Source organism: Peribacillus sp. SRI_006 (assembly GCF_057586375.1).
Genome location: NZ_JBYCZT010000001.1, coordinates 249,852 through 266,795 on the forward strand (window position 1 = coordinate 249,852; position 16,944 = coordinate 266,795).

Consider the following 16,944-nt stretch of genomic DNA (forward strand, 5'->3'; position numbering starts at 1 on the left):
TTCGCAGAAAGCGCTGTCAGATAGCTGCCATCAAAAATAAGGAGAATATTTGATGACAAAAAACAAATTTATTACGTTCGAAGAAGCTTATGAAAAGAAAGAAAGAAGTAAGAAAATTTTTATTGGGTCTTATATTACTATTATTTTAATCTTGATTTCATTATTGACTTTTTTTCTTGGTAAATCATAACGGGTGTTAAATAGGGCTGAGAAATCAGTCCATTTTTTGTGTTAAGAAGGTGAATTAGAAAATATGCAGGGAGTTCTCCTTATGTACCCAAATGGAATCAGGTGTGTAAATATTTATAGAGTCACGAACAGTCAGGTTACAGCCATATTATGGTTTGTAATGCTGGCTTTTTTCTTAGGGGAAATTAATTAAAACTGAATTAATGGTTCAAAATATCATTTTTGTGAAATAGCAAATATGAAAATTTAATTGCGATTATATCTCTATTTTCAATAAAAGTGTTTTATATAAAACGCATTATACCAATGTTTTTCCATTGTAATGTCACTTTTTGATGAATGATGTTGAAAAATGACGTAAAAAAACGAATAGTATTATGAGCTATTATTACGTTTTTAAGTATAATTAACATTAATATAGTTTTAATTAAGGGGAAATGTTTTAGGGCAAGATGGTTTATTTATTACCATGGAAACAGGGATTCTAGAGATTTATTAATTTTTAAGAAAATTAATGTGAAATATTATTGAGAAGGGCAAACCTATTGAAAAGTAGGGACGCAAAATTACAGGTCTAAGGCTAAATGCTAAGACGGCTGTATTACCACAAGTTGGGTGGGATTTATCATGGAAGCTAACAATGAACGGGAAGAATGGGTTTATCTAATTTTAGAGGCTAAAAATCTAGGATTATCTATTGAAGATGTGCGGAAGTTCATAAAAGGAAAATGAAATGGAAAACGCAAATCAGGGGATAAAAATTATGTTAGAGGAGGCTGTTATACAGTCTTCTTTTTTTGTTTTCATTAACGTAAAAGGTATCCAGAATAAAGAACATGGCGATAATAATAAAAATGTAACCTAATTGAGAGGGATTTTTATTATGGATGTACTTAATGCTTTTATAAAGGGATTAATCTGGGGAACTTTATTCAGTGTACCGTTATGGTTGTCATTTTTAGGTTGGATAAAAATAATAATGAATGTCATAAAGTAAGCGCTTAATTAAACGGATGCCTAGGCAGGATTTAACATGATCATCATAGAATTTAGTTATTGTACATAATGCGTTAGTCTTAACCTTCTACACATTTAAGAAATATTGCCTATGAAAAAAATAGTTAATAATACCTAAATATTTTTGGTTATATGCCGATACTACATTATAGAGATTAAGCAAAGGGACCTCGCAAAAGGCGATGTCAGATAGCTGCCATCAAAATATAAGGAGATTATTTGATGACAAAAAATAAATTCATTACGTTCGAGGAAGTTTATGAAAAGAAACAAAGAAGCAAGAAAATTTTTATTGGGACTTATATTACAATTACTTTAGTTTTGATATCATTAATGACTTATTTAATGGGACAAGCATAATTTATGTTATCGAAGGGGCTGAGGAATCGGTCCTTTTTTGTTTTTTATACCCAAACTATCTACCTTATAACTTACTAGTATTCATTCCTAAGGGATATTTCAGAAATGTTAAAATTGGGTAAATTTTTGGTTTTTAAACTAGTTTCTGCTTGCCAATTCCCGCTTTATATGTGATTATCAAATACATGAGCTATATTCCTTATTTTTGAAAAAATAATAGGACAACAGTATGAAATGGTGGCTCAATTATATATTGGAGTGGAAATTTCGCATGGATTTTTTTGATATTTTAAAAGACACTTTTGCCAAGGGTGAGTCTGGACAAGATGTTACTGTAAATGAACTTGTGGAAGAGATTAAGGAGAAATTAAGCGGGATCATTGAACAACCTGATAGTATATGATCCGTAGATACCTTTTCCCCATTTTGCTCGTTTTATGGGCGATGGTCATCTTCTTTTCTTTTATCGATGGAGAAGGCGTCAATGAAACTAAGAAAATCATTTCAGCTACATATACTTTAGGAGCATGTCTAACAACATGCTTCTTTTTTATCGTTTTCACATATATATATATAAATGAATGATAACCTGTGAGGGTGATGAGGGTGAGGAGACTCAGTAAGATTCCAATAGGAGTATTGACGGCTATTCTCGTGGTTTTAGCTGTAGGGGCCTGTATCATTTTTCTTTTTCCCAACGGATCAAAAAGGGTGGGTGAAGATTTCTATGAGTATGAAAGTGAAGCGGAGTTCGGGAAGTCCTGGGAATTGTTAAGTTCTGAAATGAAGCAGCGGTTTCCGAATCGGGCAGATTATGTGCAAAATCGGTCACATGTATTTTTACAGCATATGGATGTGGAGTCCTTTCAGTATGATGTAGGCCATTCTAAGAAAGTGAAGAACTGGAAGTTGGATAAGAGTGGAAGGCTGCATAAAACGGCCTATGAAATTCCAGTTACACAGGTCTTCAATTCTCGCTTTGGAATGTTTACTTTGGAACAAAATTGCTATGTCGTCAAAGAAAAAGGCGAATGGCGTTTGTTATGGGATTATCAATTTGAATAGATTCCTCTCCTTTTTCAGGCTCAAGTTCGTTTTATTGAAAAGGGAGAGGCGCTGCTCTCATATAATGCCGAAAAGATCTACTTCTCATGAAACATATTTCATTCTTGAACGGTCACTGATGGCTTTCAGAATAAACATTTTGTCCTGTTTGCTTAGCATAGCCCAGCTGCCTGCTTTGATTTTCATTTAAATCCACTCCTTTTGTTTAGGATCATTTATTATAGTTGATGAATGACGGTTGATGGAATTCCGGGTCCAAAGAATAATAGTGTCAAGTGATGAAAGGGGCAAGGGGAAGATGGGATTGTCAGCTCATATTAGATTATACCGTCTTTTCATGCCTAATAAACAACAAAAATTCCAACAAATCTCTACATTTGGTGTTCGTTTTTTGTCAGAATATTGGACGGGGAAAATGAAAAAGCTGTCAGGATGCGGGTCCGGACAGCTCTTTTATTTTTTCTTATTTTATGGATAATTGTTCTTTTAATTCGGATTGAACCTTTTCTTTTTCTTCATCTGACACAATATAATAGTAGATGCCGTCGATTTTCGTTCCGTTTCCATTTATGGACGATTGGGTAATGCTTTTGCTTGCGTCCCTGTAGTTCTTTTGGATGTCCATCATGTCATCAAACGTCAAATTCGTCTGGATATTATTACCGAGTGCAGCGAAGACTTCATCGTATTTCGTCAATGATGAAAGGCTAGCGCCTTCCTTGATGACGGCCTCGATGATGGCACGTTGTCTGGATTGACGGCCGAAATCACCACTAGGATCATCATGTCTCATTCTTGAATAGGCAAGGGCTTCTTTCCCGTTAAGGGTATGCGTACCTTTTGCAAAATGAATGCCATCGGATGTGAAGTCCAAATCGTTTTGAACGGTCACGCCGCCGACTGCGTCAACGATATCCTTAAAGCCTTCCATATTGATCTTCATATAATAGTCGATTGGGATATCCAGGAAGTTTTCAACGGTATCCATGGACATTTTCGCGCCGCCGAAGGCAAATGCATGGTTGATTTTATCCTGTGTCCCATGACCGACGATCTCGGTCCGTGTATCACGCGGAATGCTTAGCATTTTGACTGATTTCTTTTGTGGATTGACTGTCAAGACAATCATTGTATCTGAACGGCCTTTGTCGCCATCACGTTCATCGACACCAAGCATGAGCATCGAGAATGGCTCCTGATCTGACAGTGCAAGGTCTTTCGTTCGTTTATCGGTGGTACGGTCTATTGGTGTATGCATCGTGTCAACGGTTTTAGTCAGTGAATTCCATACGGAGTAGGCAAAGGCTCCCCCAGCTAGTATAAAAAGTAGGACAATTATCCCGACTACCTTCAGCCATGTCCGTTTCTTTTTCTTCTTTTTTTCATGTCTCATAGTTTACTTCCTTCCTCTTTTTGTAACCACTTCATCTATTATATTTAATTTCATAGTAAAAGAATAGTATATTTTACTATTTTATAATACCTTTGACATATTTTAGTGTAACTGTGTACTATGTAGCTAGAACAATTTTTAAGGGGCTGGAAAAATTGAATTCATTTAAGGGTTTAGTGCTAAAGGAGTGGTTGATTGGGAAATCCACACTTTTGTGGTTGTTGGTTGTGCAAGTTGGATTTGTGTTTATTTCTTTTTTCGTATCCAGGTATTGGGAAGTTGCAGGTATTTTTTATATGTCTACATGGGTAATCATGATCTTGCAGCCATTTATTATGTTCTCTTTGATTTTTGGATGTTTGAATTCTGATGGGAAGACGCAATTGTGGATTTACAATCCCCAGTCTGCAGCGATGTTGCTTGGAAGTAAATTATTGTCAAGTGTGCTGTTTCAAGTGGTTTCCATTTTATTTGCCAGCTGTTTAGTTTTTGTGGCTCTTAAGGTTCCGACTAGTTATTTTCAGCAAGACTTTCAGGTGGAAAATATAACGGAATTAGGTGGAGTGTTACAGATAGGCGGGGTTATGACGGCGGTCAGTATTGTCATTGCAGTGCTTATGATGTTTTTATGGGTAGTGTATCATGCACTCGCAAGGATTCAACTTATTAAAAATATTCGTTGGCTGTTTGTGTTTTTTTTGTTTATAGGAATGATTTTGTTGAAAAATTGGGTTGGAAATACAAAGGTATATCAGAAACTGGATGAAATATGGACTGTTCCGGCATTTAGCGGTTCGTCATCGTTTAGCTTATCTAAAACCAATTTGGAGTTTTATTTGGAAGGCGGAGGGAATATTTCGCTTTTGACAAGCGGATTGGATGTTATTGGATTATTGATATTGTTCCTAGCTTCATGTTGGCTCTTGGACCGAAAGATTGAGGTGTAAATGATGTCTGAGGAATTTCATGCATCAAAGCCGATTTATTTACAGGTTGCAGATCGAATTTGTTATTCAATATTACGCGGTGAGATAAAGAGTGGGAATAGGCTGCCATCGGTTCGCGAAATGGCTGTCCAGATGGGCGTCAATCCGAATACAATCCAACGCACTTATACCGAGATTGAGAGGGATGGAATCGTGGAGACGAGAAGGGGGCAGGGTACATTCGTTAAAAGTGATCCTGCGCTGATTGCTTCATTGCGTACTAGGATTCAAACGGAAGTTATTGAGACATTCTTTGAGAACATGAAAGAAATCGGCTTGTCGAAAGAAGAAATGCTTACAGCGGTACAGCAATTTCTGAAGAAGCAGGGGGATGCGGAATGACGGTTGAGCTGTATGATGTATCTAAAAAGTATGGCAGCATTGCTGCCCTTGATTGTGTAACACTCACGTTTGAAGTGGGGAAGATTTATGGGGTGTTAGGGACCAATGGAAGCGGTAAGTCAACATTGCTCAAACTGATTGCCGGTCTCGTCAAACCGGATCAAGGAGAGGTTACGGTCGATGGGGTGCCGGTAAGCAGGAGGTCGGCTTCACATGTTTCTTATTTGACAGAGCTTGATTTTTTTTATCCTCATTTTACGGCAGGTCAGTATATTGATTTTCATGCCTCGCAGTTTGCTGATTTTAATCGGGATAAGGCAATTGAAATGCTGGCATTCATGAAATTGGATGTACGGAAGAAGGTCCGTACGATGTCGAAAGGTAATCGCGGAAGGCTTAAATTAGTGCTAGCTTTGTCTCGGGAGGCACCTGTCGTGTTATTGGATGAACCATTCTCAGGGTTGGACGTTATGGTCCGGGATTCGATCGTACGGAGCTTGCTGTCTTATATCGATTTTGAAAGGCAAATGGTTATCATGGCGACTCATGAAATCGAGGAAATTGATAAAATCCTTGATGAAGTCATTCTGATTAAGGATGGCGAGATCATCTCTAAGGAAAGTGTCGAGGGTCTTCGAGAATCTAGTGGGAAATCAGTGATCGGTTGGCTAAAAGGACATCATAACTAATATGAAGAAATAATAAAGTAGCTTCGGAAAAGAGTCCGTGGTTACTTTTTTTGTTTGGAATGAGAAAAACTATGAATCTAATGAATTGGACCAGTCAAAATGGATTGGCCGGATTTTTTAAAATGGATGGAGAGTGTTCCTTCAAAATTGGTGATAAGCAAAGTCCCTCCAAGAAAGAAGGCGCATATATATGCAATACGATATCCTTAAAGAATAAATAAGTCTTGGAGGCTAAGCACAAATGGAATTATCAACTGAAAGTTCATCATACGAAAGTGATTCAGCGGAAAGCTCATCTTACGAATGTGATTCAACTGAAAGTTCATCATACGAAAGTGATTCAGCGGAAAGTTCATCTTACGAATGTGATTCAACTGAAAGTTCATCATACGAAAGTGATTCAGCGGAAAGCTCATCGTACGAGAGTGATTCAGCGGAAAGCTCATCGTACGAGAGTGATTCAACGGAAAGCTCATCGTATGAGAGTGTGCTCATCAGACGAGGGTGAGTTAACGGAAAGCCAATCAGATGATGAAAGTAGTTCAACTGAAAGCTAATCAGATTTAACAACTAGTTAAATTAGAACGGAGATTTACTTAAAAATGGGTGATAAGCAAAGTCCCTATTAGAAAGTAGGAACATATATATGCAGTACGGATATCCCTAGAGGATAAATAAATTTTGGAGGTTAAAGAATAAATGGAATATACAACGGAAAGCTCATCGTACGAAAGTGATTCACCGGAAAGTTCCTCGTACGAAAGTGATTCAACGGAAAGCTCATCGTACGAAAGTGATTCACCGGAAAGTTCATCAGATGAAAGCAGCTCAACGGAAAGCTCATCAGATGAAAGCAGTTCAACGGAAAGCTCATCAGATGAAAGCAGTTCAACGGAAAGCTCATCAGATGAAAGCAGTTCAACGGAAAGTTCATCAGATGAAAGCAGTTCAAATGAAATCCTTTCCGAGGCTGCAGAAGAAGAAACTGAAAATTCAGCTGAGGGAGAGGAAAATGGCACTCCTCGTCGTGTGAATGTATTTAAGAAAATGTGGCTGGAAAATATGATTAAAGCATCGAAGGGTATCTATAAAGACGAAGATTGACCATACAGGTACAGCAACCAAAGAGTTGTTGTGCCTTCTTTTGTAAAGGGACATGCCGCTAGACTCATAATTGACGCTAGGATTGTAATCCATTTACTAGATACGGGAAAAATTGGCCAAGCAAGGCAATTCAAAGGGAATTTAGCTTAAGCGGTTTCTTAAGAAAGGACCTAGCCGGAGTGTTTGGCTGACAATTGTACATATTGCCTATGGATGATTAAAACACAATGGTTTACTGGTGGTTTTTTGCGGGATAATGGCCAATATATTGAACTGGAACTCTTTGGAAAGATTCATGCAGTTCGGATTTTAATAGAAGTGGAATGTGGCTGTACACTTTTCTGTTTACAAACCAATAAACTGGGAGGCAGTTTTGTCAACATGAGGCATGTTAAATGTTTTTATTTCCCACAATAAAAAAACTCCGGATTTGAAGTGATCCGGAGTTATTTCTTTTTCTCGATATTTTCATAGACCGAGGCAAGTGCTTGTTCAAATTTCCCGCTCTTTTTCGGTTTGTAATATTTTTTGCTGCGCAGTTTGTCCGGTAAGTATTGCTGTTTCACCCAGCCATTTTCGTAGTCATGCGGATAAAGGTAGTCGATGCCGCGGCCAAGTTCTGTGGCCCCTTTGTAATGGGCATCCTTAAGATGATCTGGTACATCGCCGCTATGGCCGCTGCGAATGTCTGATAGGGCTGCATCGATTGCGACAATGGCCGTGTTCGATTTAGGTGATAGGCATAACTCGATCACTGAGTTGGCAAGTGGAATCCGGGCTTCAGGAAAACCGAGTCGTTCAGCGGCTTCGACTGCAGCGAGGGCCCTGGGGCCAGCCTGGGGATTGGCAAGAGCTATGTCTTCGTAAGCGATGACTACCAAGCGGCGGGCGATGCTTACAAGATCGCCGGCTTCGACTAAGCGACCCAAATAATGAAGGGCTGCATTCACATCACTGCCGCGAATTGATTTTTGGAAAGCGGACAGGACATCATAATGGGCATCTCCATCCTTGTCATGCGAGAAGCTTTTTTTCTGCATGCATTCCTCGGCAATTTGCAGATCTATATGAATGGTTCCGGACTCATCGGGTTCTGTGGAAATGACGGCGAGCTCAAGTGCGTTAAGGGCACTGCGGACATCTCCGTTCGAAGCAGTCGCGAAATGGGTAAGGGCATCAAAGCTGACCTCGGTTTCATATGCACCAAGTCCCCGCTCTTCATCATGAAGTGCCCGTTCCAGCGCTTTGGTTATATCCTCGGTTACCAATGATTTGAGCTCGAAAATCTGGCACCGGCTTCTGATGGCCGGATTGATGGCATGATAGGGATTGCTGGTCGTTGCACCGATCAGGGTGATCATCCCGTTTTCAAGATAAGGCAATAGGAAATCCTGCTTCGCCTTATCGAGCCGATGAACCTCATCAAGCAGCAGAATCACTTTACCGGACATTTTAGCTTCGGCTGCCACGATTTCCATATCCTTTTTATTATTAGTCACTGCGTTCAGCGTCCGGAACGCAAACTTCGTGCTTCCGGCAATCGCACTTGCGATCGATGTCTTGCCAATTCCCGGGGGACCATACAGGATCATGGAAGAAAGCTGCTTGGCTTTGACCATCCTTGCGATAATTTTTCCTTCACCGACCAGATGCTCCTGCCCGATGATCTCATCAATCGATCGAGGCCGCATCCGGAAAGCAAGCGGTTTAATATTCATTGCGCACCTCTCCTTTTTATATAAGGTATCACAACTGATGGGGGAAATGCGCTGATTATGCTATAAAAAGAGGGTGATCTCCCATTATGGCAGTCTCTATGGGGATTTAATGTGCGATGTAGGGTTTATCAATCGACCTAGCCTCACGAGCGAATAATTCGATCCTGCCCCTCGATCGGTTTACATTTCATTCTTTATTTCCACTTATCCTACCTCTCCAATTAGGATAATTTGACAAAGGAAGGGCGGGTGAATGCATTTCCGGCGGGAATATGCTATAATTTCAAAAGAATTTAGAAACGGATAAATAATTTGAGGTGTATATGTATGAAGATATCTACTAAAGGCCGTTATGGTTTGACGATCATGATCGAGCTTGCTAAACATTATGGAGAAGGCCCGAAGAGTTTGAAATCGATTGCCCAGACGCATAATTTGTCGGAGCATTATTTGGAGCAGTTGATTGCGCCGCTTCGTAATGCGGGGTTGGTGAAGAGTGTCCGCGGTGCATATGGCGGGTATGTCCTGTCCAAAGATCCTCAGGAGATTACTTCAGGTGATGTCATTCGTGTATTGGAAGGGCCGATTACGCCTGTTGAGGGTATCGAGGATGAAGAGCCGGTGAAGCGTCAGCTTTGGATCAGGATTCGCGATGCCGTGAAGGATGTATTGGATAATACGACGCTTATGGATTTGGCGAGCTACAAGGATACGGGTGAAATCGATTCTTATATGTACTATATTTAATTGATCAGCAATGCGCCTATTATGTAGGCGCTTGCGTTTTTTAATGGAGGCGACAAAAAAGTGGACAGAATATATTTAGATCATGCTGCGACTTCACCGATGCATCCGAATGTGATCGATGTGATGATGAGGGTCATGAGCAATGATTTCGGAAATCCGTCGAGCATTCATGCTTTCGGACGGGAGGCGCGGCATGTTTTGGATGAGGCGCGTTCGAGTATTGCAGCGAGCATCGGTGCCGGGCGGAATGAAATCATTTTCACGAGCGGTGGAACCGAGGCTGATAATACGGCGATCATTGGTGTTGCGAATGCTTATAAAGAACAAGGGAAGCACATCATTACGACGGAGATTGAGCATCATGCGGTCTTGCATACTTGCCAATACCTTGAGAAGTCTGGCTTTGAGGTCACATATTTACCTGTGAATGAGGCGGGGCTTATTTCAATTGCCGATTTAAAGGCGGCATTGAGGGACGACACGATTTTGGTTTCGGTCATGTTCGGCAATAATGAGGTGGGTACGATCCAGCCGATTGCTGAAATAGGGCAGGTGCTCAAAGATCACCAAGCCATTTTCCATACGGATGCGGTTCAGGCATATGGTTTGATCTCTATCGACGTTCGTGAGCTGGGTGTGGATTTACTGAGTGTATCCGCACATAAAATCAACGGTCCCAAGGGAATTGGCTTTCTTTATATTCGTGAAGGGTTGAAGCTGAATCCGCATTTATATGGCGGGGAGCAAGAACGCAAGCGCCGTGCTGGTACGGAGAGTGTGCCGGCAATTGCCGGTTTTTCAGAAGCTGTTTCAATTGCACAGAGCACGATGGAAAAGAAAAAGGAGCAATACAAGCGCTTCAAAGACGTATTGCTTGCCGTCTTTGATGAGGCGGATGTACAATATGAAATTAACGGATCCATGGAACAGTCGCTGCCGCATTTGCTGAATGTTAGTTTTCCGGGTACGAATGTGGAATCGATGCTCGTAAATATGGACTTGGCAGGTGTTGCTGTATCGAGCGGATCCGCTTGTACTGCCGGGTCAATCGATCCGTCGCATGTGCTTGTGGCGATGTTCGGGAAAGATTCGGAGCGGACGAAGAATTCGATCCGTTTCAGCTTCGGTCTGAACAACACGGAAGAGGAAGTAAGGCGGGCGGCAGAAACCACCGTTAAAATCGTTAATAGATTAGTGAGAAGATAATTCTTACTTTAAAATAAATGAGGTGACAGAATGAGAAAAGCACCACAGGACACCCGCGTCGTCGTGGGTATGTCAGGAGGCGTGGATTCTTCTGTGTCAGCCCTGCTATTGAAGAATCAAGGCTATGATGTGGTCGGGATTTTCATGAAGAACTGGGATGATACAGATGAAAACGGAGTCTGTACGGCAACCGAAGATTACAATGATGTAATTGCCGTTTGTAATCAAATCGGCATCCCTTATTATGCGGTCAATTTCGAGAAGCAGTATTGGGATAAAGTTTTCACTTATTTCCTGGATGAGTATAAAGCGGGCCGTACCCCGAATCCGGATGTAATGTGCAATAAGGAAATCAAGTTCAAGGCTTTTCTTGAACATGCGGTAAGCCTTGGTGCCGACTATGTGGCTACAGGTCATTACGCACAGGTTGAATACCGGGATGGCGAATACAAAATGCTGCGCGGTGTCGATAATAATAAAGATCAAACGTACTTCTTGAACCAGCTTACTCAAGAACAGTTGGAAAAAGTCATGTTTCCGCTTGGACATATTGATAAGAAGGAAGTCCGTGAAATTGCGAAAGAAGCGGGTCTTGCCACGGCAACGAAAAAAGATTCTACAGGAATCTGTTTTATCGGTGAACGCAATTTTAAAGAGTTTTTAAGCAATTACCTCCCAGCTCAGCCGGGTGATATGGTCACGATGGATGGCAAGGTAATGGGCAAGCATGACGGATTGATGTATTACACGATCGGTCAGCGTCACGGTCTGGGAATTGGCGGCAGCGGCGATCCTTGGTTTGTTGCGGGAAAAGACTTGAAGCGCAATATACTGTATGTGTGTCAAGGCTTTGATAATGATGTGCTTTATTCCAATTCCCTTCGTGCAGTCAATGTCAGCTGGGTAGCGGAACATGCGCCTGCCGATGAATTCACATGCACGGCAAAATTCAGGTACCGTCAGGACGATAGCGGTGTTAAGGTGAAGGTCTTGGACAATGGTGATGTCGAAGTCATCTTTGACGAGCCAGTCCGTGCGATCACACCTGGACAAGCAGTCGTCTTCTATGATGGTGAAGTGTGCCTTGGCGGCGGTACGATTGATGAAGTATTTAAAAAAGGTGAAAAACTGACTTACGTAGGGTAAAATAATCATGTCCCCAGCTGTGTTTGCGGTTGGGGACTTCTTTTGGATTGCGGGTGACCGCCTGAATTCGACCACTGGCTTATGCTATACTTTTTAATATAAAAATGGAGTGTGAATGGATATGGATAAGAATCAACAAGGCATTGAATTTATGCAGCAAGGGAAATACGAAGAAGCGGCGAAAGTTTTTAATGAGGCGATCGAGGAAAATCCGAATGAGCCTGTTGCTTACATAAACTTTGGGAATGTATTGACTGCCGTTGGTGAAACGGATAAAGCGGTCAAGTTTTACAAAAAGGCGATCGAGCTGGATGAAAATGCAGCAGCGGCGTACTATTCATTAGGAAACTTATATTATGAATCCGATTCTAAACTGGTCGAAGCGAAGGATATGTTTGAAAAGGCCATCCGTCTGGGACTGGATAACAGCGATGCTTACTTCATGCTTGGATTGACATTGATGGCATTGGATCAACCGAAATTGGCGATGCCTTATCTGCAGAGAACGGTGGAGCTGAGCCCTGAGGATGTTGATGCAAGATTCCAATATGCGTTATGTCTTGCTAATGCGGAATTGTATGATGAATTGATCGATCAGCTGAATAAAGTTGTGGAACAGGATCCGGGCCATGCGGATGCTTATTATAATTTAGGTGTTGCGTTTGCAGGGTATCGTGAGGATGCGAAAGCCGCGATGGGTTATTTTGATAAGGCTTTGGAAGCACAGCCTGACCATATGCTTGCTGCGCACGGTAAGAAACTGATGGAAGAAATGAATGCTGAGTAAATAAAAAGCATATGCATGGAAAGGTGGGGAGAAGAGTTGAGCCAGCAAGATTCGTTGGATTTGTTTTCAGAAGAGAAAAAGTTCATGAAAGGCAGTCATTTAGTGACGATCTTTCATAATGAAGAAAATATGTACTCGGTTGTGAGAATTCGTGTGCATGAAACGAATCTGGATTATGAAGAGAAGGAAGCGGTCGTAACAGGTTATTTTCCAAGGATGCATGAGGATGAGATCTATATTTTTTATGGGGCCATGAAGGAACATCCGCGTTTTGGCCTTCAATTCCATGTAGAGCATTTTCGCAAGGATCTGCCTCAATCCAAGGAAGGCATCGTCAGTTATTTATCAGGTGACCTTTTCAAGGGCATTGGGAAAAAAACAGCCGAAAGCATTGTTGAGACACTGGGTGATAAGGCCATTTCAAAAATTCTGGCTCAGCCTTCGCTGCTTGATGATATCCCGAAGCTATCAGGGGAAAAGGCAAAAGGCCTCTATGATACATTAGTCGAGCATCAAGGTCTGGAGCAGGTGATGATCGCCTTGAATCAATATGGCTTCGGTCCGCAGCTGTCGATGAAAATCTATCAAATGTATAAGCAGGATACGATCACGATGGTTCAGGGTAATCCGTATAAGCTCGTAGAGGATATTGAAGGGATTGGGTTTGGACGGGCGGATGAGCTTGGGCATCAGCTGGGCATTTCCGGCAGCCACCCCGACCGAATCAAGGCTGCGTGCTTGTATACGCTTGAATCCCAATGCCTCCAGGACGGAAATATATACATAGAAGCCGAGCAGCTTTTGGAAGCTGTCAAACGGCTGCTGGAGGAAAATAAACGGGATCGCATTGAGTTCACCAACATTTCCTCGGAAATAATCGAATTGACGCAAGAGGGGAAAATCGTTGTCGAGGATCAACGAATTTATCCGCCTTCGCTATTCTATTCGGAAAAGGGAATCGTGATGAACATCAAGCGGCTGCTTGCTCAAACCGAGTATGAGGACCAGTTCCCCGAATCGGAGTTCTTGCTGGCACTTGGGGAGCTGGAAGAGCGGCTGGATGTTTCCTATGCCCCGGCCCAAAAGGAAGCGATCCAGACAGCCTTGCAATCGCCGATGTTAATCTTGACTGGGGGACCGGGTACCGGTAAGACGACAGTCATCAAAGGCATCGTTGAGCTATATGCAGAGCTGCATGGTGTATCCATGGACATTAACGATTATAAAAAAGAAGGAAGCGATCCCTTTCCATTCGTACTTGCGGCTCCTACTGGCCGTGCCGCGAAACGCATGGCCGAGTCGACGGGGCTCCCCGCAGTCACGATCCACCGTTTGCTGGGGTGGAACGGGAGTGACGGGTTTTCCCATGATGAGGATAATCAGCTGGATGGCCGTATCGTGATCATCGATGAGGTTTCGATGGTGGATACGTGGCTGGCCCATCAATTGTTTAAAGCTCTGCCGGAAAATGTCCAGGTGATTTTGGTTGGTGATGAAGATCAGCTGCCATCTGTTGGACCTGGGCAGGTTTTAAAGGATTTGCTTGCATCGAATTGTGTACCGACTGTCAGTCTCGAACATATATATCGTCAAGCTGATGGGTCATCGATCATTGAATTGGCCCATGAAATCAAAAAAGGAAGGCTTCCGGATGATGTCACGAAACAGCAGGAAGATCGATCGTTCATTCGCTGCCAAACGAATCAAATCCCCCAAGTGATCGAGAAAGTGGTTGCCAATGCCAGGACGAAAGGCTTCACGGCCAAAGATATACAGGTGCTGGCTCCCATGTATAGAGGGCCTGCCGGAATTGATGCACTGAATAAAATGCTTCAGGAAGTGTTCAATAGCAATGCGAATGAAAAGCGGCGGGAAATAAAATTCGGCGATGTGATATACAGAACCGGAGATAAGGTGCTTCAACTGGTGAACCAGCCAGAGGAGGGTGTCTTTAATGGCGATATGGGGGAAATCGTGTCCATATTGTTCGCTAAAGAAAATACCGATTCTGTCGATAAAGTGATCATATCGTTCGAAGGCATCGAAGTGACTTACACAAAGCAGGATTTGAACCAGATCACACATGCCTATTGCTGCTCCATCCATAAGTCGCAGGGAAGCGAATTCCCCATCGTCATTTTACCTGTAGTGAAAAGTTATTACCGGATGCTCCGCCGTAATTTATTGTATACGGCGATTACCCGCAGTAAAAATTTCTTGATCCTATGTGGTGAAGAAGATGCATTCCGTTTAGGGATCGAACGTAATGATGAGATGCGCCGGAAAACGACTTTGCGTGAAAAGCTGAGGGAGATCTTGAGTGAAGAAGAAATGCCGGTTGAAAAGGGAGAGGTGCATCAAGAGGCAAGTTATCTTGATATTCTTATGCATGCTGACCCGATGATCGGGATGGAGAATGTCACGCCATATGATTTTATGTAGGTACTTTTTGATTGATTTTGTTTAAAATTCATGGTTTTGGTGGAACTAATAAGGATATAACTTATATGTAAGCAGGGGGGATTTGATGAAAAAAGGTTGGATAATCGGGATAGTCGTTGTCGTTTTACTGGTCATTTATGGCGCATCTTCGTACAACGGACTTGTTAGTGCCAGTGAAGACGTCGATAATAAATGGTCACAGGTGGATAACCAATTAAAACGAAGAGCGGATTTGATTCCGAATCTTGTTGAAACGGTGAAGGGTTATGCCTCGCATGAAACGGAAGCCATTAAAGCGGTGAGTGATGCACGCTCGAAGCTGGCAGGTGCCAATTCGACCGAAGATGCAATTGAAGCCGATCAAGAATTGAGCGGGGCCTTGAGCCGTCTTTTGGTTGTTGTCGAGAACTATCCGGACTTAAAGGCCAATGAGAATTTTAAGGGCCTCATGGATAGTTTGGAAGGCACGGAAAATCGGCTGACGGTAGCACGAAAAGACTATAATGATGAAGTTACCAACTATAATAAGATGATTAAACGCTTTCCGAAGAATATGATGGCAGGAGCGTTCGGGTTCGATGCCAAACCATATTTTGAAGTGACCGATCAAGAAAAAGAAACGCCAAAGGTTGATTTCGGGAGCGATAAATAATGAAAAAACTCGCTGTGTTTGCGCTATTCTTCATTCTCACGTTCAGTTTAGCAAACGTGGCCGCAGCACAACCTAACATTCCTGAACCAGTGGGGGATATATATGTTCAGGACTTCGCCGGAGTCCTGAATGATCAGGAAAAATCGGAACTCATCGAACTAGGGAAACGATTGGATGATGCCACAAAAGCACAAATTTCCGTTTTGACGGTTGATTCGATGGAAGGATCCGAGATCGAGGAGTACTCGGTCGAGGCATTAAGATCATTCAAGCTTGGTGATGCCGAGCTGAACAATGGGGTCCTCATCGTGCTGGCCATGGAAGAACAGAAAATCCGTATTGAAGTGGGGTACGGTTTGGAAGGGGCCATCACCGATATAAAATCTGGACAGATTTTGGATGATGTGGCTATCCCCGCGCTGAAAGAGGGTAAATATGATGTTGCCCTGACGGAGACCTATAAGGCTGTATATAATGACGTCACGAAAGAATACAACCTAGGTGACGAGTTTTATCAAGATCTCTCCGTTCAGCCCGAGTCAGAAACCTTTCAGCCATCTGGTTTACAGATTTTCCTCATTATCATCGTCGTCATCATCGTATTCATCCTCGATGCCAAGTTCTTTAAAGGGTTTTTCCTTCAAACGCTAATCAATATCCTTTTGATATTCATAAGTCGCGGCGGCGGCGGCCGTGGAGGCGGAAGCGGCGGTCCACGGGGCGGCGGCGGCGGAAGTTCCGGGGGCGGAGGTGCCAGCAGGGGCTGGTAAAGCAGTGGGTCTGACCGGGAAACCGGTCTTTTTTTTAGGCTCATTTCGTAAAGATTGTTGTTTTTAAAACGAAACGATTTAAGGTTGATTGGAGCGAAAGTGCGAGACTCCTGCGGGAGCAGCGGGACAGGTGAGACCCCACAGGCGTTTACGCCGAGGAGGCTCACCGCCCGCACCAAGGAAAGCGAGCATCTGGAGGGGAAATCAACCACAACTCACTACCTGGTAAATAGCAACAAAGTATGTGAAAACAGCCTTTTTTTATGTATGGCCCCTGTGTCGGACCAACAATGGAAAACCTTTCAGCACATCTATTTTCAGTAGTAAAGAG

The 16,944-nt window shown here is 42.5% G+C and carries 19 protein-coding genes and 1 riboswitch; of the genes, 17 read left to right on the plus strand and 2 right to left on the minus strand.

The features are described 5' to 3' along the window. The first annotated feature begins 52 nt into the window (after positions 1–52). The 5 genes from AC2YHV_RS01150 (at position 53) to AC2YHV_RS01170 (ending at position 2,631) form a co-directional block, all read left to right on the plus strand. Positions 53–190 carry a hypothetical protein gene (locus tag AC2YHV_RS01150; RefSeq protein ID WP_328166278.1) on the plus strand — a complete coding sequence of 46 codons (138 nt, stop codon included), beginning with the start codon at positions 53–55 and terminating at the stop codon, positions 188–190. 524 nt (positions 191–714) lie between these two features. Beyond that, a riboswitch (cyclic di-GMP riboswitch) is annotated at positions 715–798 on the plus strand. Between the two features lie 18 nt (positions 799–816). Continuing rightward, entirely contained in the window at positions 817–921 is a 105-nt protein-coding gene (locus AC2YHV_RS01155; protein WP_283915243.1) for an anti-repressor SinI family protein, read from the plus strand. 507 nt (positions 922–1,428) lie between these two features. Next, the gene (locus tag AC2YHV_RS01160; RefSeq protein WP_487372441.1) at positions 1,429–1,566 is read left to right on the plus strand and encodes a hypothetical protein; all 138 of its coding nucleotides are present in this window, start codon (positions 1,429–1,431) and stop codon (positions 1,564–1,566) included. 271 nt (positions 1,567–1,837) lie between these two features. Beyond that, positions 1,838–1,969: a YwzD family small protein gene (locus tag AC2YHV_RS01165; RefSeq protein ID WP_255294649.1), complete on the plus strand. Its 132-nt coding sequence runs from the start codon at positions 1,838–1,840 to the stop codon at positions 1,967–1,969. Between the two features lie 203 nt (positions 1,970–2,172). Continuing rightward, positions 2,173–2,631, plus strand: a complete 459-nt coding sequence (locus AC2YHV_RS01170; RefSeq protein ID WP_487372442.1) for a hypothetical protein — start codon at positions 2,173–2,175, stop codon at positions 2,629–2,631. Between the two features lie 463 nt (positions 2,632–3,094). Here AC2YHV_RS01170 and tagU read toward each other — a convergent pair whose 3' ends face one another. Next, a complete protein-coding gene (tagU, locus tag AC2YHV_RS01175) occupies positions 3,095–4,024 on the minus strand; it encodes a polyisoprenyl-teichoic acid--peptidoglycan teichoic acid transferase TagU (protein WP_034308672.1) in 930 nt (309 codons plus the stop codon). Positions 4,025–4,179: 155 nt separating this feature from the next. Between tagU and AC2YHV_RS01180 the strand changes: the two genes are divergently transcribed. The 5 genes from AC2YHV_RS01180 (at position 4,180) to AC2YHV_RS01200 (ending at position 7,145) form a co-directional block, all read left to right on the plus strand. Beyond that, complete coding sequence (locus AC2YHV_RS01180; protein WP_487372443.1) at positions 4,180–4,971, plus strand: hypothetical protein; 792 nt, start codon at positions 4,180–4,182, stop codon at positions 4,969–4,971. A gap of 3 nt (positions 4,972–4,974) precedes the next feature. Continuing rightward, on the plus strand, positions 4,975–5,352 hold the full coding sequence (locus AC2YHV_RS01185; protein ID WP_487372444.1) for a GntR family transcriptional regulator: 378 nt from the start codon (positions 4,975–4,977) through the stop codon (positions 5,350–5,352). Then, complete coding sequence (locus AC2YHV_RS01190) at positions 5,349–6,041, plus strand: ABC transporter ATP-binding protein (RefSeq protein WP_487372445.1); 693 nt, start codon at positions 5,349–5,351, stop codon at positions 6,039–6,041. The genes AC2YHV_RS01185 and AC2YHV_RS01190 overlap by 4 nt, the downstream gene beginning before the upstream one ends. 241 nt (positions 6,042–6,282) lie before the next feature. Beyond that, a complete protein-coding gene (locus AC2YHV_RS01195; RefSeq protein WP_487372446.1) occupies positions 6,283–6,549 on the plus strand; it encodes a hypothetical protein in 267 nt (88 codons plus the stop codon). A 191-nt stretch (positions 6,550–6,740) separates the two neighbouring features. After that, positions 6,741–7,145: a hypothetical protein gene (locus tag AC2YHV_RS01200; protein WP_487372447.1), complete on the plus strand. Its 405-nt coding sequence runs from the start codon at positions 6,741–6,743 to the stop codon at positions 7,143–7,145. 446 nt (positions 7,146–7,591) lie between these two features. Here AC2YHV_RS01200 and AC2YHV_RS01205 read toward each other — a convergent pair whose 3' ends face one another. Further along, positions 7,592–8,863 carry a replication-associated recombination protein A gene (locus AC2YHV_RS01205; RefSeq protein WP_194719339.1) on the minus strand — a complete coding sequence of 424 codons (1,272 nt, stop codon included), beginning with the start codon at positions 8,861–8,863 and terminating at the stop codon, positions 7,592–7,594. 327 nt (positions 8,864–9,190) lie between these two features. Here AC2YHV_RS01205 and cymR point away from each other — a divergent pair, with 327 nt between their 5' ends. From cymR to AC2YHV_RS01240, 7 genes are all read left to right on the plus strand, one after another. Continuing rightward, positions 9,191–9,610 carry a cysteine metabolism transcriptional regulator CymR gene (gene cymR, locus AC2YHV_RS01210; protein ID WP_034308657.1) on the plus strand — a complete coding sequence of 140 codons (420 nt, stop codon included), beginning with the start codon at positions 9,191–9,193 and terminating at the stop codon, positions 9,608–9,610. 60 nt (positions 9,611–9,670) lie between these two features. After that, entirely contained in the window at positions 9,671–10,816 is a 1,146-nt protein-coding gene (locus AC2YHV_RS01215) for a cysteine desulfurase family protein (protein ID WP_487372448.1), read from the plus strand. Positions 10,817–10,846: 30 nt separating this feature from the next. Continuing rightward, positions 10,847–11,962: a tRNA 2-thiouridine(34) synthase MnmA gene (mnmA, locus tag AC2YHV_RS01220; protein ID WP_370021581.1), complete on the plus strand. Its 1,116-nt coding sequence runs from the start codon at positions 10,847–10,849 to the stop codon at positions 11,960–11,962. 121 nt (positions 11,963–12,083) lie between these two features. Then, positions 12,084–12,749: a tetratricopeptide repeat protein gene (locus tag AC2YHV_RS01225; RefSeq protein WP_487372449.1), complete on the plus strand. Its 666-nt coding sequence runs from the start codon at positions 12,084–12,086 to the stop codon at positions 12,747–12,749. 36 nt (positions 12,750–12,785) lie between these two features. Beyond that, entirely contained in the window at positions 12,786–15,191 is a 2,406-nt protein-coding gene (gene recD2, locus AC2YHV_RS01230; protein ID WP_487372450.1) for an SF1B family DNA helicase RecD2, read from the plus strand. An 82-nt stretch (positions 15,192–15,273) separates the two neighbouring features. Continuing rightward, the gene (locus AC2YHV_RS01235; RefSeq protein WP_372464783.1) at positions 15,274–15,843 is read left to right on the plus strand and encodes a LemA family protein; all 570 of its coding nucleotides are present in this window, start codon (positions 15,274–15,276) and stop codon (positions 15,841–15,843) included. After that, positions 15,843–16,613, plus strand: coding sequence for a TPM domain-containing protein (locus AC2YHV_RS01240; RefSeq protein WP_487372451.1), 771 nt, complete (start codon positions 15,843–15,845; stop codon positions 16,611–16,613). Before AC2YHV_RS01235 ends, AC2YHV_RS01240 begins: the two co-directional genes overlap by 1 nt. Positions 16,614–16,944: the final 331 nt, after the last annotated feature.